The sequence below is a fragment of the Rhodococcus sp. NyZ502 genome (assembly GCF_041464245.1).
Classification (GTDB): Bacteria; Actinomycetota; Actinomycetes; order Mycobacteriales; family Mycobacteriaceae; genus Rhodococcus_F; species Rhodococcus_F qingshengii.
This window is the reverse complement of the sequence record NZ_CP167155.1, coordinates 3,274,370-3,298,031: the sequence shown is the minus strand read 5'-3', so window position 1 is coordinate 3,298,031 and position 23,662 is coordinate 3,274,370. Positions and strand designations below refer to the sequence as shown.

General features: G+C 61.8%; 22 protein-coding genes and 1 pseudogene. 16 read left to right on the top strand and 7 right to left on the bottom strand.

Annotated features, from left to right (window positions below):
- Positions 1 to 44 precede the first annotated feature (44 nt).
- The 3 genes from ACBG85_RS15265 to ACBG85_RS15255 all read right to left on the bottom strand — a co-directional run bounded on the left by ACBG85_RS15265 (position 45) and on the right by ACBG85_RS15255 (position 3,593).
- A complete protein-coding gene (locus ACBG85_RS15265; RefSeq protein ID WP_058038827.1) occupies positions 45 to 1,577 on the bottom strand; it encodes an ABC transporter substrate-binding protein in 1,533 nt (510 codons plus the stop codon).
- Positions 1,578 to 1,707: 130 nt separating this feature from the next.
- Positions 1,708 to 2,682, bottom strand: a complete 975-nt coding sequence (locus ACBG85_RS15260; RefSeq protein WP_007731960.1) for an ABC transporter ATP-binding protein — start codon at positions 2,680 to 2,682, stop codon at positions 1,708 to 1,710.
- Positions 2,682 to 3,593: an ABC transporter ATP-binding protein gene (locus ACBG85_RS15255; RefSeq protein ID WP_312638695.1), complete on the bottom strand. Its 912-nt coding sequence runs from the start codon at positions 3,591 to 3,593 to the stop codon at positions 2,682 to 2,684. Before ACBG85_RS15255 ends, ACBG85_RS15260 begins: the two co-directional genes overlap by 1 nt.
- Positions 3,594 to 3,868: 275 nt before the next feature.
- Here ACBG85_RS15255 and ACBG85_RS15250 point away from each other — a divergent pair, with 275 nt between their 5' ends.
- Positions 3,869 to 4,426, top strand: a complete 558-nt coding sequence (locus ACBG85_RS15250) for a QsdR family transcriptional regulator (RefSeq protein ID WP_021333511.1) — start codon at positions 3,869 to 3,871, stop codon at positions 4,424 to 4,426.
- An 85-nt stretch (positions 4,427 to 4,511) separates the two neighbouring features.
- On the opposite strand, the gene ACBG85_RS15245 is transcribed toward ACBG85_RS15250, so the two are convergent.
- Together ACBG85_RS15245 and ACBG85_RS15240 are read right to left on the bottom strand one after the other, a co-directional pair.
- Complete coding sequence (locus ACBG85_RS15245; RefSeq protein ID WP_312638696.1) at positions 4,512 to 5,333, bottom strand: class II glutamine amidotransferase; 822 nt, start codon at positions 5,331 to 5,333, stop codon at positions 4,512 to 4,514.
- Positions 5,334 to 5,354: 21 nt separating this feature from the next.
- The gene (locus ACBG85_RS15240; protein ID WP_312638697.1) at positions 5,355 to 5,798 is read right to left on the bottom strand and encodes a hypothetical protein; all 444 of its coding nucleotides are present in this window, start codon (positions 5,796 to 5,798) and stop codon (positions 5,355 to 5,357) included.
- A gap of 343 nt (positions 5,799 to 6,141) precedes the next feature.
- Between ACBG85_RS15240 and ACBG85_RS15235 the strand changes: the two genes are divergently transcribed.
- The 5 genes from ACBG85_RS15235 to ACBG85_RS15215 all read left to right on the top strand — a co-directional run bounded on the left by ACBG85_RS15235 (position 6,142) and on the right by ACBG85_RS15215 (position 12,265).
- Positions 6,142 to 6,873, top strand: coding sequence for a hypothetical protein (locus ACBG85_RS15235; protein WP_372023916.1), 732 nt, complete (start codon positions 6,142 to 6,144; stop codon positions 6,871 to 6,873).
- Positions 6,870 to 7,484, top strand: a complete 615-nt coding sequence (locus tag ACBG85_RS15230; protein WP_372023914.1) for a class F sortase — start codon at positions 6,870 to 6,872, stop codon at positions 7,482 to 7,484. Before ACBG85_RS15235 ends, ACBG85_RS15230 begins: the two co-directional genes overlap by 4 nt.
- A 93-nt stretch (positions 7,485 to 7,577) precedes the next feature.
- The gene (thiD, locus tag ACBG85_RS15225) at positions 7,578 to 8,378 is read left to right on the top strand and encodes a bifunctional hydroxymethylpyrimidine kinase/phosphomethylpyrimidine kinase (RefSeq protein ID WP_003946192.1); all 801 of its coding nucleotides are present in this window, start codon (positions 7,578 to 7,580) and stop codon (positions 8,376 to 8,378) included.
- 48 nt (positions 8,379 to 8,426) lie between these two features.
- Positions 8,427 to 10,910 (top strand): aminopeptidase N, encoded by a 2,484-nt coding sequence (gene pepN, locus ACBG85_RS15220; RefSeq protein WP_372023912.1) that lies wholly within the window; start codon positions 8,427 to 8,429, stop codon positions 10,908 to 10,910.
- Positions 10,911 to 10,975: 65 nt separating this feature from the next.
- A complete protein-coding gene (locus tag ACBG85_RS15215; RefSeq protein WP_063316368.1) occupies positions 10,976 to 12,265 on the top strand; it encodes an esterase family protein in 1,290 nt (429 codons plus the stop codon).
- On the opposite strand, the gene ACBG85_RS15210 is transcribed toward ACBG85_RS15215, so the two are convergent.
- Together ACBG85_RS15210 and ACBG85_RS15205 are read right to left on the bottom strand one after the other, a co-directional pair.
- Entirely contained in the window at positions 12,227 to 14,494 is a 2,268-nt protein-coding gene (locus tag ACBG85_RS15210) for a DUF2254 family protein (protein WP_064113103.1), read from the bottom strand. The genes ACBG85_RS15215 and ACBG85_RS15210 overlap by 39 nt on opposite strands.
- A 4-nt stretch (positions 14,495 to 14,498) precedes the next feature.
- Positions 14,499 to 16,633: pseudogene (locus tag ACBG85_RS15205) on the bottom strand (bifunctional lysylphosphatidylglycerol flippase/synthetase MprF).
- A gap of 139 nt (positions 16,634 to 16,772) precedes the next feature.
- On the opposite strand from ACBG85_RS15205, the gene ACBG85_RS15200 reads away from it, so the two are divergent.
- The 10 genes from ACBG85_RS15200 (at position 16,773) to ACBG85_RS15155 (ending at position 23,456) form a co-directional block, all read left to right on the top strand.
- Complete coding sequence (locus ACBG85_RS15200; protein ID WP_003946186.1) at positions 16,773 to 17,387, top strand: CoA pyrophosphatase; 615 nt, start codon at positions 16,773 to 16,775, stop codon at positions 17,385 to 17,387.
- Between the two features lie 109 nt (positions 17,388 to 17,496).
- Positions 17,497 to 18,096, top strand: coding sequence for a CDP-alcohol phosphatidyltransferase family protein (locus ACBG85_RS15195; protein WP_030537518.1), 600 nt, complete (start codon positions 17,497 to 17,499; stop codon positions 18,094 to 18,096).
- Positions 18,093 to 18,959: a DUF881 domain-containing protein gene (locus tag ACBG85_RS15190; RefSeq protein WP_003946177.1), complete on the top strand. Its 867-nt coding sequence runs from the start codon at positions 18,093 to 18,095 to the stop codon at positions 18,957 to 18,959. Before ACBG85_RS15195 ends, ACBG85_RS15190 begins: the two co-directional genes overlap by 4 nt.
- 13 nt (positions 18,960 to 18,972) lie before the next feature.
- On the top strand, positions 18,973 to 19,323 hold the full coding sequence (locus ACBG85_RS15185) for a small basic family protein (RefSeq protein WP_003946178.1): 351 nt from the start codon (positions 18,973 to 18,975) through the stop codon (positions 19,321 to 19,323).
- Between the two features lie 3 nt (positions 19,324 to 19,326).
- Positions 19,327 to 20,109, top strand: coding sequence for a DUF881 domain-containing protein (locus ACBG85_RS15180; protein WP_003946181.1), 783 nt, complete (start codon positions 19,327 to 19,329; stop codon positions 20,107 to 20,109).
- Between the two features lie 45 nt (positions 20,110 to 20,154).
- On the top strand, positions 20,155 to 20,559 hold the full coding sequence (gene gcvH, locus ACBG85_RS15175) for a glycine cleavage system protein GcvH (protein ID WP_003946160.1): 405 nt from the start codon (positions 20,155 to 20,157) through the stop codon (positions 20,557 to 20,559).
- Positions 20,560 to 20,770: 211 nt separating this feature from the next.
- Positions 20,771 to 21,265, top strand: a complete 495-nt coding sequence (garA, locus tag ACBG85_RS15170) for a glycogen accumulation regulator GarA (RefSeq protein WP_003946166.1) — start codon at positions 20,771 to 20,773, stop codon at positions 21,263 to 21,265.
- The gene (locus ACBG85_RS15165; protein ID WP_003946161.1) at positions 21,265 to 22,002 is read left to right on the top strand and encodes a MerR family transcriptional regulator; all 738 of its coding nucleotides are present in this window, start codon (positions 21,265 to 21,267) and stop codon (positions 22,000 to 22,002) included. The genes garA and ACBG85_RS15165 overlap by 1 nt, the downstream gene beginning before the upstream one ends.
- A gap of 93 nt (positions 22,003 to 22,095) precedes the next feature.
- Positions 22,096 to 22,569: a bifunctional nuclease family protein gene (locus ACBG85_RS15160; protein WP_003946194.1), complete on the top strand. Its 474-nt coding sequence runs from the start codon at positions 22,096 to 22,098 to the stop codon at positions 22,567 to 22,569.
- A 332-nt stretch (positions 22,570 to 22,901) separates the two neighbouring features.
- Positions 22,902 to 23,456 (top strand): MerR family transcriptional regulator, encoded by a 555-nt coding sequence (locus ACBG85_RS15155; RefSeq protein ID WP_021344354.1) that lies wholly within the window; start codon positions 22,902 to 22,904, stop codon positions 23,454 to 23,456.
- Positions 23,457 to 23,662 lie beyond the last annotated feature (206 nt).

The window sequence follows — 23,662 nt, the reverse complement described above, 5'->3', positions numbered from 1 at the left end:
AGGCTCGGGGGCCAACGAATTCTCTTGCGATACAACGGTCGTCGTCATGACTTCGAGAGGTACGTCAGATTGGGGGAGCCGTTCAGTGCAGGAACGGCCCCGTGGACGTTCTTGGTGTAGGCGACCACGTCGGGAGTGAAGTACAACGGTACGTACTCAGCGGACTTGATCACGACTTGATTGATCTGTTTGACGATGTCGAGCTGAGCGGTTTCGTCATACGTGTTGTTCAACAGTGCGATCAACTTCTCCAAATCCTCGTTGGGGACGGAATTCTGCCGGAAGTACGACCGCGAACCCAGCGAGGCTTCGAAATTGAGCGGTGCGGATGCTCGCGTGGGCCATCCCACGCTGAAGACGTCCGCGCTGTTGTGTGCGACGAACTCCGTAATCGCCTGAGGTCCAGTCATTTCGACGAAGTCGACCTTGATGCCGACCTTCTCCCATTGTTCTCCGACAAGGACCGCGTTGGTCGAGTACGGCGGTAGATTGCCTGCTAATCCGCGCACGGTGACCCCGTTCGGATACCCAGCCTCCGCTAGCAGCGATTTGGCCTTCTCCGGGTCGTACGGCCATGCATCTTCGGTTTCCTCGTCGTAGAACTGCGAACCGGGAGGATATTGACCGAACGCCGCAGTTCCTTCCGTGCTGTCCAGTGCGGCTCGCGCAATTGCCTTGCGGTCGAGCGCGTATTGCATCGCCAGACGAACGCGGACATCGTTGACCACGGGGTTCTTGTTGTTGATCACGACGAGCGCAACTCCGAGTCTCGGATCGTGACTGACGTTCAGGTTGGGGTTGCGTTCGAGGATCGGAGCACTCGACGGTGTGAGCCCGTATGCAAAATCCGCAGCGTTCGATGTCAGGGCATTTGTCAGCGCTGTGGGATTGGAGATCACCTGGATCTGGATCTTGGCGAGCTGAGGGCTGGGTGGACCCGCCGGTTTGTAGTCGTCGAATCGACTGAATGTGTATGAACTGTTCGGGACTGCGCTGGTGAATGTGTACGGCCCTGCGCCTACAGGCTTGTTAGCGAAGTCTGCCCCTGCTGCTGCCAGCGCAGTGGGGGAGACCACCATTCCCAATCTGCCGTTGAGCCACCCTGGTAAGCCGGAGGTAGGTGAACTCAACGAGATCGTGATGTGATCTGGGGACGTTGCTTCGATGCTCTTGATCGTCGGGACGGAAACGATTCCGAGACTCAAGCAGTGTTCCATGCTTGCCTTGACTGCTGCTGCATCGAGAGTTGTACCGTCGTGGAAGGTCAAGCCGTTCTGCAACGTCATCTCGAACGTCAGGTTGTCCGGTCCGGAGAAGCCCCACTCGCTGGCGATTCCGGGCCGCAACTTCTGGGTGGCAGGTTCCGCATCGATCAGTGGTGCATACATCAACTGTAAGTAGTCGATGTCGTATCCGATGTTTCCCGCACACGGGTCGAGCGAGGCGGGCACGTGCGATGTCGCGACCTTGAGTTCGGCGTTCGGATCGGCAGGTCCGGTATCGCCGGCGGTACCGGTGGCGCTGCTCGAACAGCCGCTGAGCACGAGAGCAGAAAGTGCAAACGCAGCTACCAGCACACGTGGGCCACTTTTCCCATGATTCTGGAAGCGTGTGATCGGATATCGGGATCGCAAAGACAGACGCGGATTCATATGGTGGACTTTCGCTTTGGTCTTCTCGGAAGGGGGAGACTGACGCGGCACGCATTTACTGCGGCGGGTTGGAGATTCCGATCGATGTGGCCGGGGACGATAGATGGCAGGCGGAGCTGTGTGCGGAATTCGAGGCCGCGCGAAGTGACGGCGCTTCCGACGCACAGCGATCCATCGCAAACGGGCAGCGGGTGCGGAATCGACAGCCCGAGGGTGGATTCCGTGGGTCGGGTAACTCGCCCCGCACCAATGCTTTCCGACGACTGCGCCGCTCGAGTTCGATGTGCGGGGCCGCGGCGAGAAGTGCCTGCGTGTAGGGGTGCGATGGAGTCCTCAGGACCGTGGCAACCGGTCCGATCTCGACGATTCGGCCGAGGTACATCACCGCGACGCGATCGGCGATCCGTGCCACCGAACCCAAATCGTGCGAAATGAAGATGTACGTGAGGTCATGTTCTTCTCGGAGATCGGCAAGAAGTTGCAACACCTCTTCCTGAAGCGAAACATCCAGGGAGGCAACAGGTTCGTCGCAGAGAATCAGTGGCGCCTTGGAGGCAAGTGCACGAGCGATGGTCACGCGTTGGCGTTGGCCACCGGAGAGCTGGGTCGGGAGGCGGTCGGCAAGCTCAGCGCCGAGACCGACCCGACGCAACAGCTCGACGGCTTTCGGCCGCAAGGACTGTGGGATGCGCAGACGCCCTGGCGCCATCGGCTCGGCTACGCAAGCCCATGAGGCCATCCGATTGTTCAAGGCCGACGTAGGGTTTTGAAAAATGAGATGGGAAGATCCACCCTTGCCGAACGCCGGGTCGTCGAGATTCATAGTGATGGAGCCTGCGGCCGTAGCCACCAGACCCGCGAGAGCGTGAGCCGTCGAGGATTTTCCCGATCCTGATTCACCGATTATCGCAAGGGTTTCGCCCCTCTGTACGGAGAAGCTGACGTCGTCGACCGCGCGAAGAGCTTTGCGTCCGCGTCCGTACTCGACTGCCAGATTCCTAACGTCGACGATGACGTCGGTGTTGCTCATCAGCTCACCAGTCCGAGCAACTCGAGTTCGTCGCTGCGGTGACATCTTGTTGCCGATTCCGGTGATCCGATCAGAAGTGGATGATCGGATATGCAGAGCTCCTCGGAGTAGTTGCACCGGGCGACGTATCGGCAACCCACGCCGTCAGTAGGGGCTTTGGTGGTGAAATCGCCTCGCGCCTTGGGTGATTGGGAGGAGACTTCTTCGAATGTCGAGCGTGCCGCCTCGAGAAGGCTGAACGTGTAGGGATGCGCGGGCCGCCGAAGCAGCACGTCTCGTGGCGCGACGTCGACGATCTCGCCGCGAAACATGGTGATGACTCGATCCGCGACCTCGGCGACAACCGCGAGGTCGTGACTGATCAACAACACGGCAAGATCGCGCTGTTCGGCCAGTTCTCGAAGGAGATCGACAATCTGAGCTTGGATGGTGACGTCGAGCGCTGTTGTCGGTTCGTCCGCGATCAGCAACTTCGGACCGCATGCCAGGGCCATCGCGATCATCACCCGCTGACACATCCCGCCGGAAAGCTCGTACCCGAACGACTTCAAGGTTCTGCTCGGGTCGGCCAGACCGACCTGGTGGAGAAGATCTGTAGCCACGTCCTCCGCATCGACTTTCGTGATGTCGCGGTGGGCCTTCAACACATCGACGATCTGGCGACCGATGCTGACGGAGGGGTTGAGAGCCGAACTCGGGTCCTGGAAGACCATACTGACGTCGCGACCGCGTATTTTCCTCAACTCGGCGGCGGGCAGACCCACAAGTTCCTGTCCTTCCAAACGGATGCTTCCGCTGGTTGTTGCCGTACGGGGCAAGAGACCGAGCAGAGCGAGTCCGGTCAGTGTCTTTCCGCTCCCGCTCTCTCCTACGAGGCCGGTGATTTCGCCCGACCCCAACTCGAAGCTCACTCGGTCGAGGAGTCTGTTCGAAATCGATTCTGTCCCAATGTCAACCGTGAGGTCTCGTACTTGCAGAAGTGGGCTCATCGTCGGGTCGTCCACGTGTGATCGTTCATCGCATTCCTCCGTAAACAACTGAACTGTTGTGACTGGAATCACGTACCGGGGAACCATAAACACTCACCTGCAACAAAGTCAATGAATGTTGCAACGATTGCCGTCGATGGCGCCGTCTGATCGCCTCCGGCTACCGACCAGCACGTCGTCAGCGATACATTCACTCCATGGCCGAGACACGTGACATCCGCGCGGAAGCGTTGAGTGCCGCCCGACGACAGTTCGCAGCCGGAAAACCGCTCGATGTGAACGCTTTGGCCACCGAGTTGGGGGTGGATCGGACCACCTTGTTCCGGCGTGCAGGGAATCGCGACACAATTACCGGTGACGTGCTCGATTCGCTGGCGCGCCGAACGTGGCGAATGGGCCTCGAGGAGTGCGGTGGAAGCGGAGCGTCAAGGGTTGTCGACGTCCTCACTTACCATGCACGGGCGACAATCGAGACCGAATTCTTCCGGACGTATTTGACTCGGGAACCGCAAAAGGCGTTGTGCATACTCACAACTGGACTGGGGCCGATTCAGGGCACGATGGTCGAATCCGTGCGAAGGCTGATCGAAGCTGAAATACCGGAGCAGATTCGGCCAGACCTGCCCGTCGAGGACATGGCATATCTGCTGGTTCGCGTGGGTGAGTCGTTCATCTACAACGATTTGCTCACTGGTGGCACTCCGGATACGGAGAAGGCTCGCTTGGCGTTCCGGCTCATCCTCTCGCGTGACTAGTGTGCCGAGTTTCCGTTTTCTCAGTTTTCGTGAAAGCGCTTCGAATGCAAGCTATTTCATAGCTATGCCTGGTTGTATGACCCAATCAGGCTGGTGGGATCGGCACAAAGCTCCGCATCTCGTCCCGTCCGGGCCGGATGACGCCTGCGGCGGATTCGGGAACCTCGTTCCAGGCGCCAGGAAGGTCGCGCAGAGGCTCGGATACGACGATTCGGGTCTCCTCACTCAGATGGTGCAGGGCTTCCACCTCTGGATGGAGCTTGCGCAACGTGGAAATCTCGGTGGAGAAGAACAACGACCTCGACTGGTGCTCGCTGGAATAGCGAAAGATCCAGGTGGAGATGCCATCCGACGTGGCGACGGTCATCTGAACCGGATTGTCGATTCCCTGCGAGCGGGCCGTGTGCTCGACGAATCCGACGGCCCTCGCGACACCTTCGAACGGATCGTCGGTCAGGCCGAACGTCAGCGCGAGGAAGAACAAGGTTTCCGAGTCCGTCGATCCTTCGAGATCCGGAAAGAGCGACGGATCAATGGCAGTCACCAATTCCCGTTTCATGTCGTGGAATCCGTGTAGTGAACCGTTGTGCATCCACAACCACCGCCGGTGCCGGAACGGGTGGCAGTTGCTGCGCTGCACTGCAGTTCCCGTCGAGGCGCGGATGTGGGCGAACAGCAGAGGGGAACGCAATTGGGAGGTGACCTCGCGCAGGTTCGAGTCGTTCCACGCGGGTTCGATGCTCTTGAACACTGCCGGTTGGGGGCCTTCCCCGTACCAGCCGATTCCGAAGCCGTCGCCATTTGTCGTCGTGGCCCCGAGTTGAGAATGCAGGCTCTGGTCGATCAGCGAGTGCTGTGGCCTGAACAGCAAGTCATGGGCCAGTATCGGCTCTCCGGAATACGCCATCCACCTACACATACTTTCAACTCAAGCAGATCGAGTCGGCGTTGACGGTGCATGCGTAGCGGCGTGCGTCGTCTGGGTGGGCTTCCATGTCGACACAGCCCAGATCACGACGATGTTCAGCGCGATGATGAGAGTCGACCACCAGGGGTAGTACGGCAGCCACAAGAAGTTCGCGATGATCGAGATCGCGCAGATCACCACTGCCGACACCCGCGCCCAGGCCGCTCCGGTGAACAGTGCAAGCCCGACGAGAGCGACGAGCGCGCCCAACACGAGATGGATCCAACCCCACGTCGTCAGGTCGAACTGATAGGCGTAGTCGATCCCGACTACGAACACTTCGTTTTCGGCGACGGCAGCGAGTCCCTGGAAGAACTGCACGATGCCGACCGTCACCAAGATGACGGCTGCCCCGATCGATGTTCCTACCGCGAAACCCTGCTTGACTGATGTTGTATCCGACATGACGGTTTCCCTTGATTCGGTGGGGGGCGACCGGACACGTGCCCGGCACGCTCGTTGTAGTGATCGTTGTTCCACCGGCTGACCGCTATGAAACGGAAATACCTGTCCAATGCGGTGAGAAATCAGTGCGTTCTGCTCCGATGTGCGGGCGAAATGTAACTTCTGGCCCCTGTGGATGCGATGTATCCCTTGCCGGAACGCGTGTGCGGAGGAATTGCTCGTAACCGAAGTTCACAGAAAACAAGAAGAATTCGGCACGGAATTCGACCTATTTGTCCAGCTGTACTGGTATTTTGACTGAATTGACCGGAAGCTGCGGTCCGCGGAAAAGAGTAGCGAGAGAATGACGATCTTCGGCAGGCGCTCCGCGGGCATCTCCGCGACGGCCTTCGTCTTGGCGGCTGTTGTGTCGACGGCACTTCCCGCGGTGGGATCGGCATCACCGGTCGCACTCACCCACGCGTGCACTCCCGAGATCAACGACAATTCGATGTCACTCGATCCGGCCGTCATTGACGGTTGGTACGACATCTCGACTGGTTCGCCGGGAACGAAGATCAACTCGATCGAGGCGTGGCGGACAGTGCCGGGAGACATCCTCGAGTTTCGCGCATCGGTGACGATCAGAGCCCACGGAAGTCCCGTCCGAGGGACCCTTCGGATCGACGGCGCCGGCTTGACCGGAGATCAGGATTTGATCTCCAGAATGACGTTGACCCAAGATCTCGGTCGCTCAGGGTCAACGGTCACCGACGCTGACGACGGTTCGGTCATCCCCGTACGTGCCAAGCTCGCCTTCGACGTCACAACTCCTGGACAAGTGGCACAGAACCAGACGGTCAACCTCTCGGCAGTCAAGATTGTCTTGGCAGGAGACACCACCGATCCGGGAGGTGAATGCCCCGGCCCCGGCGCGGGCCCCGGCGGCGGCGGGAATGGAAGCGGTGGCGGGAACGGCGGTGGTGACGGTTCCGGTGGGAACGGTGGGGATTCCGGTGACGCACTTCCCGGTCGTGACGTAGGAAACCGAGTACCAATTTCCCAGATTCCGTCCGGCCCGACTTCTCGTCCGTGACAGCGGCACCTGGATCCGCGGCCAGCCGAACGTGGGCCGCTGCAGTAGTGGCGACAATGCTCTTGATCGGCGGATGTTCCGACGACGGTGACTCGCCGACCCGCGTTCTCGCGACCGGCCAACAAGATTTGCCGCCAGAGATTCGCGCGGTGGTCGACGGTCCGGATGTCCCGACCACGCTTCGCATAGTCGACAGCACCGCTGACGTTCTGCCGATCAAGACGACGGCAGACGGCTCGCTCATTCCGCCCGAGGATGTCAGTGAGATCGGATGGTGGGCAGATTCGGCATTTCCCGGCTCCGGCGCGGGCACCGTGGTGATCACCGGCCACATCAACGACATCTATCAAGGCGACGGTTTCGGGAAGAAATTCTCCACCTTGGACATCGGCTCGATCGTGACCGTGACGGGCGCCGGGGGACAAGTCTGGAACTACCGCATCGATGCGGTCGATCACTACAGCAAGGACGGCGAGTTGCCGGTCGAGCGATTGAACAGCCTCGACGGACCCGAAACCCTCGCGCTGATCACCTGCGGCGGCGAGTTCGTCGGTCCGCCGTTCGGATACGAGGACAACGACGTCGCGTGGGGAACTCCGGTGCCCGCATAGCCGAAAACCAGACGTCGGAACGGTTGATAAACTGGGTCCCGCGTTCGTGGCCATCCACGCACGTTTCGAAAGTCCGAAGAAGGAGATTGTGCTGTGGTTGACCTCGCCTATGTCATCGCTGGGTCCGAAGCGACTGGCGGTGCCGGCCTGCAGGTCGACCTGAAGACGTTCCAGGCATTGGACGTCTACGGCGTAGCGACCACCACATGTATCGTCTCGTTCGATCCCAAGAACAACTGGGGTCATCGCTTCGTACCGATCGCTCCTGACGTGATCGCTGATCAGATCGAGGCTGCCACTGCGGCTCACGATCTGGACGTCGTCAAGATCGGCATGTTGGGCACGCCCGCCACCATCGAGGTTGTGGCAGAGGGCCTGCGTCGGCAGTCCTGGCGCCACGTCGTCCTCGACCCGGTCCTGATCTGCAAGGGCCAGGAGCCCGGCGCGGCTCTCGATACCGATACAGCACTTCGTGATTCGATCCTCCCGCTCGCCACCGTCGTCACACCCAACCTGTTCGAGGCACGCACCCTCGCCGGAATGGACAGCATCGAAAGCGTCGACGACCTCATCGAGGCCGCACGTCGTATCCATGATCTCGGACCCAAGTACGTGCTCGCAAAGGGCGGTGTCGAACTCGCCGGTGGCGACGCCGTCGACGTGTTGTTCGACGGGACCGACGTGACTGTTCTCTCCGCCCCCAAGGTCGGCGAAGAGCGCGTCTCGGGTGCCGGTTGCACGCTGGCCGCCGCAGTGACCGCGGAGCTGGCAAAAGGCGCCGACGTGGGAGAAGCCGTCGCTCTGGCAAAGAAGTTCGTCACGGCGGGCATCGAAGGCCGCGTCTCGGCACACACGCCGTTCGACACCGTCTGGCAGGGCGCGTTCAAGGGATAGGCGCACGGCGGCTCACATCGCCGCGCGCGGCCTGGCAGGATCGAGTGCGTGAGTACTGCGAACCTGAATCGAAGCGAAGTCGCCGAACGATCTCGAGCCATCTCCGTCGCCGGTTACCGGGTGGAGTTGGATCTGCGATCGGCGGTCGACTCCGCCGTGAAGACCTTTTCGACGGTCACGACAATTGATCTGACGTCCTCGGTGGAGTCCACGTGGCTCGATTTCATCGGTGCTGCAGTCGATTCCGTGGACGTCGACGGTGCGTCGATTCCGGTGGAGTACGACGGATCCCGGATCGTGCTGCGCGGACTCGGCGGATCGAACGTCGTTCGGGTGGCAGCTCACGGCAACTACAGCCGTTCCGGTGAAGGGCTGCACCGATTTGTCGACGACGCTGACGATCAGACGTATCTGTACACGCAATACGAGCCGGCCGATGCCAGGCGTGTTTTCGCCTGCTTCGAGCAGCCGGACCTCAAGGCGCCCTTCACATTCGAGGTGACAGCACCTGACGGCTGGGAAGTCCTGTCGAATCAGCCCGCGACCCAGACTCTCTCCGTGGACGGTGCACAACGCGTCACTTTCGCCCCGACGCTGTCGATCTCGACCTACATCACCGCGATCGCGGCCGGGCCGTATCACCGCGTGGCGTCGTCGTGGAGTCGCGGCGAACTCACTGTCGAGTTGGGTGCGCTGTGCCGGGCGTCGTTGGCTCCACACCTTGATGCAGACAACGTTTTCGACATCACCCGTCAGGGGCTGGACTTCTACGCCGAGTACTTCGACTATCCGTATCCGTTCGGCAAGTACGACCAGATCTTTGTCCCCGAGTACAACCTCGGCGCCATGGAGAACCCGGGACTGGTGACCTTCACCGAGGCATACGTGTTCCGCGGCACCGCAACCGACGAGCAGCATCAGCGTCGCGCCAACACGATCCTGCACGAAATGGCGCACATGTGGTTCGGCGATCTCGTGACCATGGTCTGGTGGGATGACTTGTGGCTCAAGGAATCCTTCGCCGACTTCATGGGATCGCTGGTCAGCGCCGAAGCCACTCGCTTCACCGATGCCTGGGTAGCATTTGCCATCAAGCGAAAGGCGTGGGCGTACCTCCAAGATCAGCTGCCGACCACGCATCCCATCGTCGCCGACATCGTCGATCTCGAAGCTGCGAAGCTTAACTTCGACGGAATCACCTACGCCAAGGGCGCCAGTGTCCTCAAGCAACTCGTGGCGTTCGTCGGCCGTGACGCGTTCTTCGAAGCGGCACGACGGTACTTCAGGGCCCACGCCTTCGGGAACACCACGCTGGTTGATCTGCTCGACGTGCTCGCGGAGACTTCCGGACGTGATGTGCGCGAATGGGCCCGAATCTGGTTGCAGACCACCGGGGTGTCCACGCTGTCGCTCGACGGAACGCACCTGGTCCAGACGGACCCGAGGCCGCATCGGCTCGCAGTCGGAATCTACGACTACAACGAGTCCGGAGACCTTGTTCGCACCGAACGCGTCGAACTCGACATCACCGAATCACGCACGTCGGTCGACCTTCCGCCCGGAGCACTCACACTGCTCAACGACGAAGACCTCACCTACGCCAAGGTGCGATTGGACGCGGAATCTCTGTCCACTGTCGAGGCATCCCTGGACCGCGTGAGCGATCCGCTTGCGCGCGGGGTGATCTGGTCGTCGCTGTGGAACTCGGTGCGTGATGCGCAGCTCTCGGTGTTCCGGTACCTCGACATGGTGGAACGATTCGCTCCCGCGGAGACAGATCTTGCGATTCTCAGCTCGATCCTGACCGATGCCCAATACGCGGTTCTTCACTACGTTCCGAAAAGCTTGCGGCCCAATGTAAGTGCAGGCTGGTTGGAAACGACCTGGAAGGCGGTGTTCGAAGCCGAACCGGAGTCCGGAAGACAGCTGGCATGGGCACGGGCTCTGTCGGCCGCTGCAGCGGTCAACGATGCTCGCGCCGACGAGGTGCGGTCGATACTCGACGGCACCTGCCCGGGGCCGGTCGGACTGGCTCTCGATCCTGATCTGCGGTGGGCATTGTGGATCGCCCTGTCGGCGACCGGCCATGCGAGTGTGAGCGACTTCGACGGTGAGCTGAGCAAGGACAGCACGTCAGCGGGTCGAACGGCGTACGTCCGCGCCGCGGCGTCGATTCCCGATGCCGAGACCAAGGCGGCTGCCTGGGCGTCGGCGACCACTGACGGCTCACTCTCGAACGACCGCCTGGATGCGACGATCGCCGGATTCCGTTCGGGCACGGACCCGTCGTTGATCGAGGGATATGCGGCAGAGTACTTCTCGTCCCTGGGGAACTGGTGGTCCGAACGCAGCATCGAGATCGCCCGACGGTTGGTGAACGGACTCTTCCCGGCAGCTGAAGACACCTCTGCTGTCGATTCCTGGATCCAGGCCAATGCGGAGGCGCCCGCGTCGCTGCGGAGGCTTGTTCTCGAGCGTCGGGATCACCTGGCCCGAGACCTACGTGCCCAGGCGTCGAACGCGGTGATCTGACGCCATCAGCTCCGAAATGTCCTGTTCTTGGATATTGTCTAAACAGGGCTGCGACGGGAGACGACGTGCACACGATCACGGATCTGTCGCTGGTCACGGGCCCGGTTCCGCCCGTGGTGACGGTGCTCGGAATTCTGGCACTTCTGTGGCTGATCTTCTCGAGATCGAGGCGTCACGTCCTGATCTCGATTCCGGTCTGCATCGTCGCGGCAATCGCGATCACTCTCGTGCTGTACTGGCTGATCGAGAAGGTGTGGCACCCGTTCCCCGATCCGATTGCCCGTCCGGTCTACGTGTGGATCGGGTTGGGCATTCTCGGCGTGCTGCTGGGTGTTTCGCGGGTATTTGCGGCGACGCGGATCGACGGTCGCGTGCTCACCGTGGTCTCCGTGCTCCTGGTGGTCGTGTCGAGCGCGGCTCACGTGAATCTGCAGTTCCAGTCGTATCCGACGTTGGGAACAGCGCTGGGACTCTCGGACGCGGAGAAGGTTTCACTCGCAGACCTGGACGACGGCAAGGACGGGGCGGTACCGGTTTCGCAATGGAAGGCTCCCACGGACATGCCGTCGGCGGGCAAGGTCAGCACGGTCACGATTGCGGGGACGGTCTCCGGATTCAGCGCCCGCGACGCCGAGATCTACCTACCGCCCGCGTATTTCACCAACCCACGACCGGAGTTGCCCGTGTTGGTCCTGCTAGCCGGCCAACCAGGCGCGCCCGAGGACTGGCTACAGGGCGGACGTCTCGTCCAGACCATGGACACCTACGCCGCTGCGCATTCGGGCTTGGCTCCCGTTGTCGTCGTTGCTGACGGGACCGGGTCGGAACTGGCGAATCCGCTCTGCGTCGATTCCCAACTCGGGAACGTCGCGACGTACCTTTCGCGCGATGTTCCCGACTGGGTGCGCGGGAACCTCCAGGTGGATCCCGACCCGAGGAAGTGGGCGATCGGGGGACTTTCCTACGGCGGCACCTGCGCGTTCCAGATGGCAACGAACTTCCCCGCGGTATATCCGACGTTCCTGGATCTGTCCGGTCAGATCGAACCCACACTCGGCGATCGCAAGCAGACGGTCGATGCAGCGTTCGGCGGCAATGACGCCGCGTTCGTGGCAGTGAATCCGCAGGATCTGCTCCGGGAGAAGAAGTTCCCCGACAGCGCCGGGGTGTTCGTGGTCGGCAAACAGGACAACGACTACCGCCCAGGTCTTCAAACGCTCTACGAAGCCGCAAAGGCCGCAGGGATGGACGTCCAGTACGCCGAGGTCGACGGAGGGCACAGCTTCCAGGTGTGGTCGGCTGGATTGGCGAGTCAATTAGGTTGGCTGGGAACGCGACTCGGTCTGCCCGGATGAACGATCGTCCGGAAGTTCCGAAGACCCGATGATCAGCGGGTGAATTCTTCCGGTCGCCCCGGCTTCGGAGCCCAATCCCTGCGGATCCGCCACACTCGCGAGCCGAAGGTCGAGTGCGCCGGTCCATTCTCGGGTCAATTGCGCATCGAGTGCGTCGACGCGCTCGAGTAGCGGAGGGTGCTGGTCCGGCGGGCAGGCTTCGAGCAAGGTCGCGAATACCGCGCGCAGACGACGCTGGACCTGCGCGGAATTGGTACTGAAGTGCCGGATCTCGTCGGTGGCGACGGACACGTAATCGGTCCAGGTGCGTTGCTGCCCTCGGATCAGCGTGAGATCCGAGGTTGACGTGTCGAAGCGGACCCGCGGGGCGAGAAGTACCAGAAGATCTTCGATGTGGTCGAGAGCCTGGACGGCTCGGCCCGGGTCGTTGATGGCGGGTGACAGTGCCTTGAGCGCGATGTCCACGATCGACTGCAGCGCTGCACCGGGGCTGACGACCGGGCTGTGCGTGTCACCGAAGATCAAGCACGACATCAAGGTGTCCGGGCGTACCTTCAGCGAGGGTCCGCGTACCTCGAAGAGGGGCGCGTTCTGGGCGACGAACTCGCCGATGCTGGGGACGACTTCGACCGAGACGTCCCAGCGGCCGGCCAACCGCTGCAGTCGTGCGAGATCGATCGCCAGCAGAATCCGGCCGTCGGGTGAGAGGTGGCGCAGGCGAATCACCAGTGCGTCGGCGCTCTCGGAGTTCTCGGACTCGCGCGGTTGGGGTAGGGGGAGCGGCTGACTGGGTTTCGGTGCGCCCGAGGGTAAGTCCTCGTACAGCGGATAGGCACGAATCGTCGCGCTCCGGCCCTGGGCCGCTATCCAACGCAGCAACCGACTGGAATTGAGAATCGACCCGACCTTCGCCACCAACGCGATGAACAGGATCGCACTGGCCAATGCCAGAAGCAGTGCGATCGCCGTGGAGATGGTCGGTGAGGAATTCTCCGAATCGAGCGCCAGATCGAGCGCAATGATCAAGGAGAAGACGAACGTGGCCAGAAACATGCCGATCGACCACCGCATCACTCGCTGTTGCGCAAGCATCGGGACCACCCGCACCGAAATCTGCGAGGCGCCGAACTGCATTGCGAGGGTGATGGCGGTGAACACCAGACCGGTGAGAGTGATCATCCCGCCGGCGATGACGCTGAGCAGCGTCGCGGTGGCCCCGGCGTCCACGCCCTCGGAAATGGTACCGACGTCGCCGTCGCTGACGAGATCTCCGTCGATCCCGACGAGGATGTTCGCGGTGACGACGGACAGGACGACGAGGATCACCGGGAGACGCCAGACGGGGACTGTTCGTAGTCGTCGGCGAGTTCGACGCCAGCGAATTCTGTCCGAGAGCCGCCGCGACAATCCGACCTTCGACGTGGGGGTTGTGGTGTCGACGACGGGGAGCGGTGGTGGGGGCGGGGGAGTGGAACCGAAACTTCCCGACACCGTTTCCTGAACGTAGATCTTCGCGTGGATCATCGGCTCGCGATAACGCTGTTCACGGGCCACTGCGCGGCTCATCTTCGCCGGCTTGTCGCGGTAACGCGAGCGCGCCCACGGCGCACCCGGGCGACTCAACCGAATTGCTCCGATCAACAGAAGTGGGGTGAAGAACAGCCCGATCAAGCCGGTCCAGAGTTTGCCCTTCATCAACGTGATCACGGCGAGTCCGAGTTGGATCACGATCGCGACGACAACGCCGATCAACGTCGCCAGGCTACGGTCCTGCTCGTACGGGTCGAACTCTCCCGCGAACCCGATCGGGTGGACCCCGAGAAGGAAAAGGAACGAGATCGCGATGGCAACGAACACCGCGTCGATGGACGAGCGACCCTCCTCGGCCCAGTAGACATCGCGCAGATGCAACACGAGCGCGTACTCGTCGAGGACCAACGCGCTGCCGATACCGAACACCGACGCGAGAACACAATTGGCGATCGGGGTGTGATAGTCGGCCAGAGCGATGAAGGCGAAGCCGGACACGAGCATCATCATCAAACCGAAAACCATGTGGTGGATGTGCATTCCACCGGGCGTGACATTGCCTGGCCACCACGAGACCTCGGCCCGGATCATCCGGACGCTGAAGCGGATGAACAGGAACGTCAGGACAAACGCGAGTAGGAGGAAGAACAGCGGGAGCCTGCCGGTGTCGACGACCGTGTGCTCGAACCAGGACCGCACGGCGTCAACTCTTGCTGGTGGCGAGCTTGATCAGCTGAGGAGCCGTTGCGTCGGGCAGGTATGCACGCGTCAGTGCGATCCGATCCGAGGCAGGTCGGCCTCGTCGCGGAAACACAGGAAAACGGGTTCGTACCTCGGCTTGAACTTCTTCTTGAACGCGTGAAGAGACCGGAAGCCGTACAGCGGTTCCATCGCGGCTCCGAGCATGTCCAGCAGGCGGTCCATCGATGCGGCGTCGGCGCCGTCGTCGCTGCGGGCGAGCGGTGCTCCGGACAGTGAGACGAATTGGGCACCTTGTTCTTTGAACTCGAGGGCCGACGATGCGATGAGGAACTCGACCACCGGACGGAACCCGTCGGGACGTCGACGCATGACGTCGAGTGTCCAACCCTGAACCACGCCGCCTTCGCCGTACACCGGCAACCACGAGGTGACGCCGTGAATGCTTCCGGTCGGGTCGACGGCCAAGCCGACACGGACGTCGCGATCGAGCGCCTCCTCGACGCTTCCGAGGGTGAACCCCATCTCGGGTAGCCCCTTGTCGCCCACCCATTCCTCGGAGATGGCGCGCACCTGAGCCAATACGGAGAACGGCTCGTCGGCCAATGTTGTCATCCGGAAGGTGATGTCGTCCTTCTTGGCCTTGTTGAGCGCCGAGCGGATGTCCTGCCAGGATTTACCGGTGAACTGCAGTTCTGGTAGGTCGACGATCGTGTCTTCGGCGACCTGAACGGTGCGCCAGCCACGCCGGGTGGCGGCGTCGGCTGTCTCCTTCCCCACGGAGAACAAGCAGGGAGTGAGGCCGTTGGCTTCGGACATCGTCGTGAATTCGTCGACCGCTGCGGCAAGTCGGTCGGGGCTCGCTATCGGATCCGCCAGGACCACGACGACACCGACATGCCGTTGGAATGCAACGACGCTCTCACCCGACTCGCCGAAGTAGTAACTGTTGCCGTCCCACGTCGTCATCCACGACATGGTTCCGCCGCCGTGTCGTTTGAGCAGTTCCCGAGCGGCGGCGCGCGGATCGTTCCCGGACAACGGCCCGCCTCGAATCTTGCGCCGCATCGGTACATGAAAAGCGTGGCGGCCCTTGATCAACAAGATGAGTTCGAGAAGCCAGAGCAGCGCGGTACCGACCGTGACGGCGCCGGCGCTCTCGTAGTCGAAGAAGATGACCGAGACGAGGACGAGGGCGGTGGCCAAAACCGTCAGTGAACCGAACACCACGGCAACCCACCAGGCCCAGCGGCGACCTCGTCGCAACTGGTCCGCGATCAGGGCAACGATGACCACGTCGATCAATGCCGTCCAGCCCGAACCGGTTTCGGCTTCCGTCGGCCCGAACGGTCCGCTTCCGGGGAACAGCCAGACGGCGATCTCGACCACGCCGATCAGGAGCAGGCCGATGAATCCGAGCAGGCGGATCTCGCGTCGCGTTCGGGGGATGAACCCGCGCGCTCCGTCGCCGAAGAACTTCTCGCCCACCGGCAGGAATATCGCGACCGCGATGAGGTGCTGCACGTCGGCGAGGCGGCCTTCGAAGAGGAACGCGATCGCAATGTACGCACACAGAATGGCGCGGACTCGCATTCGCCAGGGCGAGCGGAGTGTTGCTGTGGTCGCGGCGAGTGCGGCGATGATTGCGGTGGTCACGCCGACGTCGCGGTGGGTGGCGAGGTTGCGAGCCCAATCCCAGTCGGTGTGGCTGCCCGCCCAGAGGAGGAGCGATGCACCGAGTTCGCCCGCCAACTGACCGCTGATCGTGACGATGGCCGCGTTCTTGGTTCCCAGGCGCCATTCGCACCAGCCGACCGCGAAGGCAAAAACGACGATGATCGAAACATACTGACCCGGCGTCAATCCGAAGAACCACCCCGTGACGAGAGTCCACCACTTGCCTTCCTGCAAGGCAGGAACTCCGTAGGCGATGTCGTTGAACCACGAGTAGGTACGGACGTGATTCCACAGGGCGCCGGTCGCGATCCCGACGACGGTGATGGTGAGCACGACGCTCGCGGTGAACGGCACACGCCGCAGGACGCTCAGCGTGTCGGAGGCAAAGCGAGAGGCCCGATTCGACGCGCCCGGCGCGCTCTGGTCGGTCTGCGGGGTGGGGGTCTGGGACTGCTCAGCCATCGAGGTTCTCTTCTCGCCATGCCGCACGGTGGATTCTGCCTGTTCAGCATGACAGGAATACAGACCGATAATCAGGCGAAGCGGCCAAAATGGACCAGACTGGCTGAGGGTCTCAGTCTCGTGGCGCTACTGTCGAGCCATGGTGAACGGAGATTTACTGAATCGGGACCACGTGGTCGCCTCACTTGCCGCTTTCGAACCTCGGTCGGTCGAATTGGACGGAAGGCGCTCGGCGTCGGTGGTCATCGTCGTCATGCGGACTGCGGACGGAACACCAGTGTTCCCGGTGACGAAGCGGCCGAGCAAGATGCGCGCCCACCCCGGTCAATTCGCGTTGCCGGGCGGAAGCGTCGACCCGGGCGAGTCGTCCGAACAGGCAGCGGTTCGGGAACTTTCCGAGGAGCTGGGTGTCGACGTTCCCGAGTCGAAGATCATCGGCCGGCTCGACGACTACGTCACTCGTTCGGGATTCGTGATCCGGCCGTTCGTCATGTGGTCGGGCGAGGACATCGGGGGACTGGTACCCAATCCCGACGAGGTGGCCCAGGTGTATGCCGTCACGTCGGAGGAGCTCGACGTGGACTCGCGCTTCGTCACCATCGAGGAGTCACCGAACCCGGTGATCCAATGGCCGTTCCGAACGAGCCTGATCCATGCGCCGACCGGAGCCGTCATCTATCAGTTCCGCGAAGTGCTGAACGGACGGCACACGCGCATCGACAAGCTCGAGCAGCCGGTGTTCGCCTGGAGATAGGGGCAGCTCGACACGCTCGGGACAGTTCAGGCTACGGCGCCTCGGCGAATAGTCCGTCGTGCTGTGGAAAGCTGGCCGCACGGCAATCGAACGACGCGAGGTGTGTGCAGTGAACTCTGGCGAACAAGAACCGATCCCCACGGATCGGATTCTCACTGTTCCCAACGTGCTCAGTATCGTGCGTCTACTCGCTCTGCCGCTGTTCGCCTACCTGCTGCTCGTCACGCACTCGGACGGCTGGGCATTGGCGCTGCTGATGCTCAGCGGGTTCACCGACTGGCTCGACGGCAAGCTGGCCAGAGTGCTCGGACAGACCTCGCGTCTGGGAGCGCTTCTCGACCCGCTGGTCGATCGTCTGTACGTCGTGACGACACTGGTCACCTTCGTCGCCCGCGATTTCATTCCCTGGTGGGTCGCAGCGATACTCATCGGCCGTGATCTTCTGCTTGCGTTGACGCTGCCGATCTACCGCAGGCGTGGCCTGCCACCGCCCGAGGTGGTTTATCTCGGCAAGGCTGCGACCTTCCTACTGATGTTCGCTCTGCCGTTGATTCTTGCCGGGCACGGAGACTGGGCCATCGGACCGTTCACCCATGCCTTCGGTTTCGCTTTCCTGATCTGGGGAACCGTCCTGTACGTGTGGACTGCCGCGATCTACGTGCTCAAGGCCGTTGACGTTGCGCGAACCCACGAGGTCGTGCCCCGATGAAGTCGACCGGGGAGGACGTCCGTCGTAACCCGGTACCGTCGCTGCTTCGGTCACTCATGACCGAACATCTCGACCCGGGCTATGAGGCAACTGCATTCGAACGCCAGCACGAGCACACCAAGAACAGATCCTCGAAGACGGGGCCGTGGCTGGCCCTCGGCGCACTGTTGATCGGGTTCATCGTCACGGTCTCGGCTGTTCAGGCGACGAAGCAGGTGACCGGCACCGAAGAGGTTCGAAGCGAGTTGGTGGCGAAGGTCCGTGATGCGGAGGATCGAATCGATTCACTGGCCGCGTCCCGCGATTCACTCGGCGGCGCCGTCGACGCCGCGCGCGGCGTGGCACTCGAGGGCGATGCACGCGGCAGCGCCGTCCTCGACCAACTGCGAGCGGTCGAATCCGGCGCAGGAGCCGAAGCTGTTCACGGGGAGGGACTGGTGGTGACGTTGACGGACCCGGCCGGACGCCCGAACCTCTCGGATGCGTCGCAACGGAGTGTCGGCGGCAAGACCGTCGTTCTCGATCGCGATCTGCAGACCGTCGTAAACGCCCTATGGGCTGGGGGAGCGGAGGCGATCGCCGTCGGCGGCGTGCGAATCGGGCCGACGGTGACCATTCGTCAGGCGGGCGGCGCGATGCTCGTCGACAACCAACCTGTTTTCTCCCCGTACCTCGTCGAGGCGATCGGAGACACGCGAGCACTGCAGCGGAAATTCGTCGTCAGCGACGCCTACGTGAGAATGTCTAGCGTCTCGCAACTGTACGGAGTCGGTTTCGCGGTGGCCGAAGACGATTCGTTGACTCTGCCGCCTGCGGCGCCTCGCGCCGTCCGAGTGGCAACAGAACCCACAGAACCCAAGTGACAGAAGGAGTTCGATGAAGGCCGGTTCCGCCCTGTACGGACTCGCAGCACTGGTCGTCGGCATCGTCCTGGGCGTAGTTTTCAGCCCGCAGGTGCCCGACGTGATCCAGCCCTATCTTCCGATCGCTGTCGTTGCGGCGCTCGACGCCGTCTTCGGTGGACTACGCGCGTATCTGGACGAAATCTTCGACGCGAAGGTGTTCGTGGTTTCCTTCGTCTTCAACGTGCTCGTCGCGTCGTTGATCGTCTGGCTCGGTGATCAGTTGGGTGTCGGTACTCAACTCTCGACGGCGATCGTCGTCGTGTTGGGTATCCGGATCTTCGGCAACGCAGCGGCATTGCGACGCCGACTGTTCGGAGCGTGAGTCATGGCGGAACATTCCACGACCGAACCGGAAGAAGAACCTCCCGTCACCACTGCGGGTGAAGGTCGTCACGAGTTGCGTTCACCGTCCAAACACCGCACCAACGTCGTCTTCGCAATCCTCGCTGCTGTGCTGTTGGGCGTGCTCGGCGTTGCGATTGCCACACAGGTACGCAGCACAGTGGCCGGAGATTCACTCGACGCCGCGCGCCCTGCCGACCTCCTGGTGGTTCTCGACAATTTGAATCGGCGCGAAGCCGCGCTGAGGCAGGAAGTCGCGAATCTTCAGGAATCGCTTGCCACTTTGGAAGCCGGTGGCAACACGGGAGCAGCGCTGGACGAGGCGCGGGCGCGGCTGACCTCACTCTCCATTCAAGTGGGGACCGCTCCGGCCACTGGACCGGGTGTGACGATGACCCTGACAGATCCGGCGGGCGGCGTCGGATCGGAAGTGGTTCTCGATCTCATCCAGGAACTGCGTGCTGCCGGTGCCGAAGCCATCTCGATCGCAGGTGCAAACGGCGAACCCATTCGTATCGGCGTGAACTCGTGGGTGAGTGGGCGCGGCGGCGAGATCGAATTGGACGGAACCCGGATCGAGCAGCCGTACACTGTGACCGCGATCGGAGATCCGCCGACATTGGCGGCAGCGTTGAACATTCCCGGAGGCGTCTTCGACAATGTCGCACGCAATGGCGGAACGTCGTCCGTCGAGCAATCGCAGCAGGTCACGATCTCCGTCTTGCGACAATTGAATCCGCGCCAATACGCTCAACCCGGAAATTGATCTTTTTGCGTCCGACTTTCGGACGGCCTGTGAAAGGAAGCCACTGTGAGTGAGCTCGATACACCTACCGATCTGCGCTACACCGCGGAGCACGAGTGGGTGAAGCGAACCGGCCCGACCTCAGTTCGAGTCGGTATCACCGACTTTGCTCAGTCGCAGCTCGGTGACGTCGTGTTCGTCCAGCTTCCCGCTGTCGACGAAGACGTGACCGCCGGTGAATCGCTCGGTGAGGTCGAGTCGACCAAGAGCGTCTCCGACATCTTTGCTCCGTTCACTGCGAAAGTTCTTGCAGCGAACGGTGAATTGGACGGACAGCCCGACCTCGTCAACACCGACCCGTACGACACGGGTTGGTTGGTCGAACTCGAGGTTGCCGACGAGGCCACACTCGACGCCGCACTCGCGGCAACTCTGGACGCGGAGGCATACAAGGGACTCACGTCCGAGTAGAAAACCTGCGCATGGACCGGCCAACTCGTGTTGTGTCGCGGCCTGTCTCGCTGCACACGGCGGTCTGCGCAGGGTACGGTCGTTAGGTACGCATGTGCCGAGTCGGGGCGCAGGGCCGTATCGAACGTGACTGTGAAAGATGCTCGTGAAGAAAGTGCACTGCGTAGTCCAGTGATTCATGATCTGGATGATTGACCCAGGAGGAGAAACAGTGAGCGAGAACGGTAACGACGCGGGCTATGGGGAGTCGCCGGCGGAGACCACTTCGGTTTTCCGCGCGGACTTCCTCAATGAGCTCGACAACACCTCCTCTGCAGCACCGGCCGCCGAGCAGCCGGTTTCGGGTGTGGAAGGCCTTCCCGCCGGAGCCGCACTTCTGGTGGTCAAGCGGGGACCGAATGCAGGATCCCGCTTCTTGCTCGATCAGCCGACGACGTCGGCAGGTCGGCACCCGGACAGCGACATCTTCCTCGACGACGTGACCGTCAGCCGTCGTCACGCCGAGTTCCGTCAGGAAGATGCAGATTTCCACGTCGTCGACGTCGGAAGCCTCAACGGCACCTACGTCAACCGTGAGCCTGTCGATTCGGCAGTTCTCGCGAATGGTGACGAGGTTCAGATCGGCAAGTTCCGTCTGGTGTTCCTCACCGGCCCTCGTGCCGGCGGTTCGCAGGTCGGCGAGTCGTCAGCAGGTGCGGGTAGCTAATGACGGCAGTGCGGCAGCAGAGCCAGCCCGGAATGTCGATTGGTTCCGTGCTGGATCGGTTGCGTCCAGATTTTCCCGACGTGACGATTTCGAAGATCCGTTTCCTCGAGTCCGAGGGCTTGATCAGCCCGCAACGGACACCGTCGGGATACCGCAGATTCTCTGTCGAGGACTGCGAGCGTCTTCGCTTCGTGCTGACCGCTCAACGCGATCAGTACCTGCCGCTCAAAGTGATCAAAGAACAACTCGAAGCGATCGACAGTGGCGCAGCGACGGTGAGTGCAGAAGTTCCTGCGCCTCGTCGTGCTCGCGTCCTGTCGATCGCTACGGGCGATGTCTCACCCGAGGCGTTCCGGGTCGATCGCGAAGTTCGAGTCGGTCGTCAGGATCTTCTCGCGCGCGCTGACATCGACGATCGGTTTCTGACCGATCTGATCCGCACCGGTTTGGTCGTTCCCGGCGCGGCGGGCTTCTTCGACGAGGATGCCGTGACGTTGGCGCGCACCGCTAAGGCGATGTCCGAGTACGGCTTGGAGGTTCGCCATCTGCGCGCGTTCAAGTTGGCTGCTGATCGCGAAGCGGGACTGGTGACTCAGATCGCCGGACCGGTTGCCAAGGGTCGTGACGCCGGAGCACGTGATCGTGCCGAGGAAATGGTGCGGGAGCTGGCAGCTCTGTCACTGACTTTGCACACGTGTCTGGTCAAATCGGCAGTTCGGGGAAGTCTCGATCGCTGAGTTCCTCGATCAGCGGGGCACACTCGAATAGAATTTCAGTACGACCGCATCGGAGTCGGTCGGCTGGATCACGTCAGGTTGGAGGCAAGCTCGATGGGCGAAATGCGTGTGATCGGAGTTCGTGTCGAGCAGCCTCAGAATCAGCCGGTCCTGTTGCTGCGAGAGTCCGACGGCGATCGGTACCTGCCGATCTGGATCGGGCAAACCGAAGCTACCGCGATTGTTCTCGAACAACAGGGAGTCGAGCCGGCGCGGCCGCTGACTCACGACCTGATCAAGATCTTGATCGAATCTTTCGGTCGGAGCCTCAAGGAAGTTCGGATCGTGGACCTGCAAGAGGGCACTTTCTACGCGGATCTCGTCTTCGACGAGCAGACCACTGTCTCGGCACGTCCGTCGGACTCGATTGCATTGGCCCTGCGCATCGGCGTTCCGATCTTCGCGTCGGAGGCTGTTCTCGCCGAGGCCGGTCTGGTCATTCCCGACGAGCGCGAAGACGAGGTCGAGAAGTTCAAGGAATTCCTCGACACCATCTCGCCGGACGATTTCAAAGCCACTGATGGTTAGCCTGAATTGACTGGTTGCGGACTTTAGTCTTCAACTCTCAAGTAGAGGTTGAGTCTCGGTCGGCGTGTTGCGTTGACCATGCACCCTCCTGAACTTACCGTTGCGTGCGGTGGAGATCTTCTCGCCTTGTCGATCGAGGCGTACTCTGGGTAAGTCCACTCATGGAATTACCTGCCTTGGATTCACATCTGAAAGTTCGGTCGGCACGGGATTCTCGTGACTGCTGATAGCACAGGTTGGTTACATGATGGCGAAGCGAGAGGGAGACGGCAGTGGAAGAACAGTCGAATGAGCGCGGGACGGGCATAGTTGGTAGTGCCGCGACTGCAGAAATGTCTTCCGAAGAGCTGCAGCCGGGCTTGTTCCCGGACGATTCCATCCCCGACGACCTCGTCGGATATCGAGTACCCAGTGCGTGCCAGATCGCCGGGATCACGTACCGCCAACTCGACTACTGGGCACGGACGTCGTTGGTTGTTCCGTCGATCCGTGGCGCTGCCGGATCCGGAAGCCAACGTCTGTACTCCTTCAAGGACATTCTCGTTCTGAAGATCGTGAAGCGTCTGCTCGATACCGGCATCTCACTGCAGAACATCCGCGTTGCCGTCGATCACCTCCGTAAGCGTGGCGTCCGCGATCTTGCCAACATCACTCTGTTCTCCGACGGCACCACCGTGTACGAATGCACGTCCCCCGAAGAGGTCGTCGACCTCCTCCAGGGTGGGCAGGGCGTATTCGGCATCGCAGTCAGTGGCGCGATGCGTGAACTCACCGGAACGATCGCCGACTTCCCCGCCGAGCGGGCCGACGGCGGCGAAAGTGATCCCAACCCGGAAGACGAGTTGGCTTCGCGACGCAAGAATCGCGCCAGCCGCAAAACCGGATAACGTACGTCACATCTCTTTGGAGGATGCCACGGTGCAGGTAGGCGTTTCGGTCAACTAGACTGAGCCTGCGTCGCCGGCGTACGGGAGAGCCTCGGATACCGATTCACCGAACTTGTCTTTGTTTCAGTCTTTGTCTCAAAGGTCAGTCGTGAGCGGGATCAGGGCGCCGAAGGAGCAATACCTCCCCGTCAATCTCTCAGGCACCA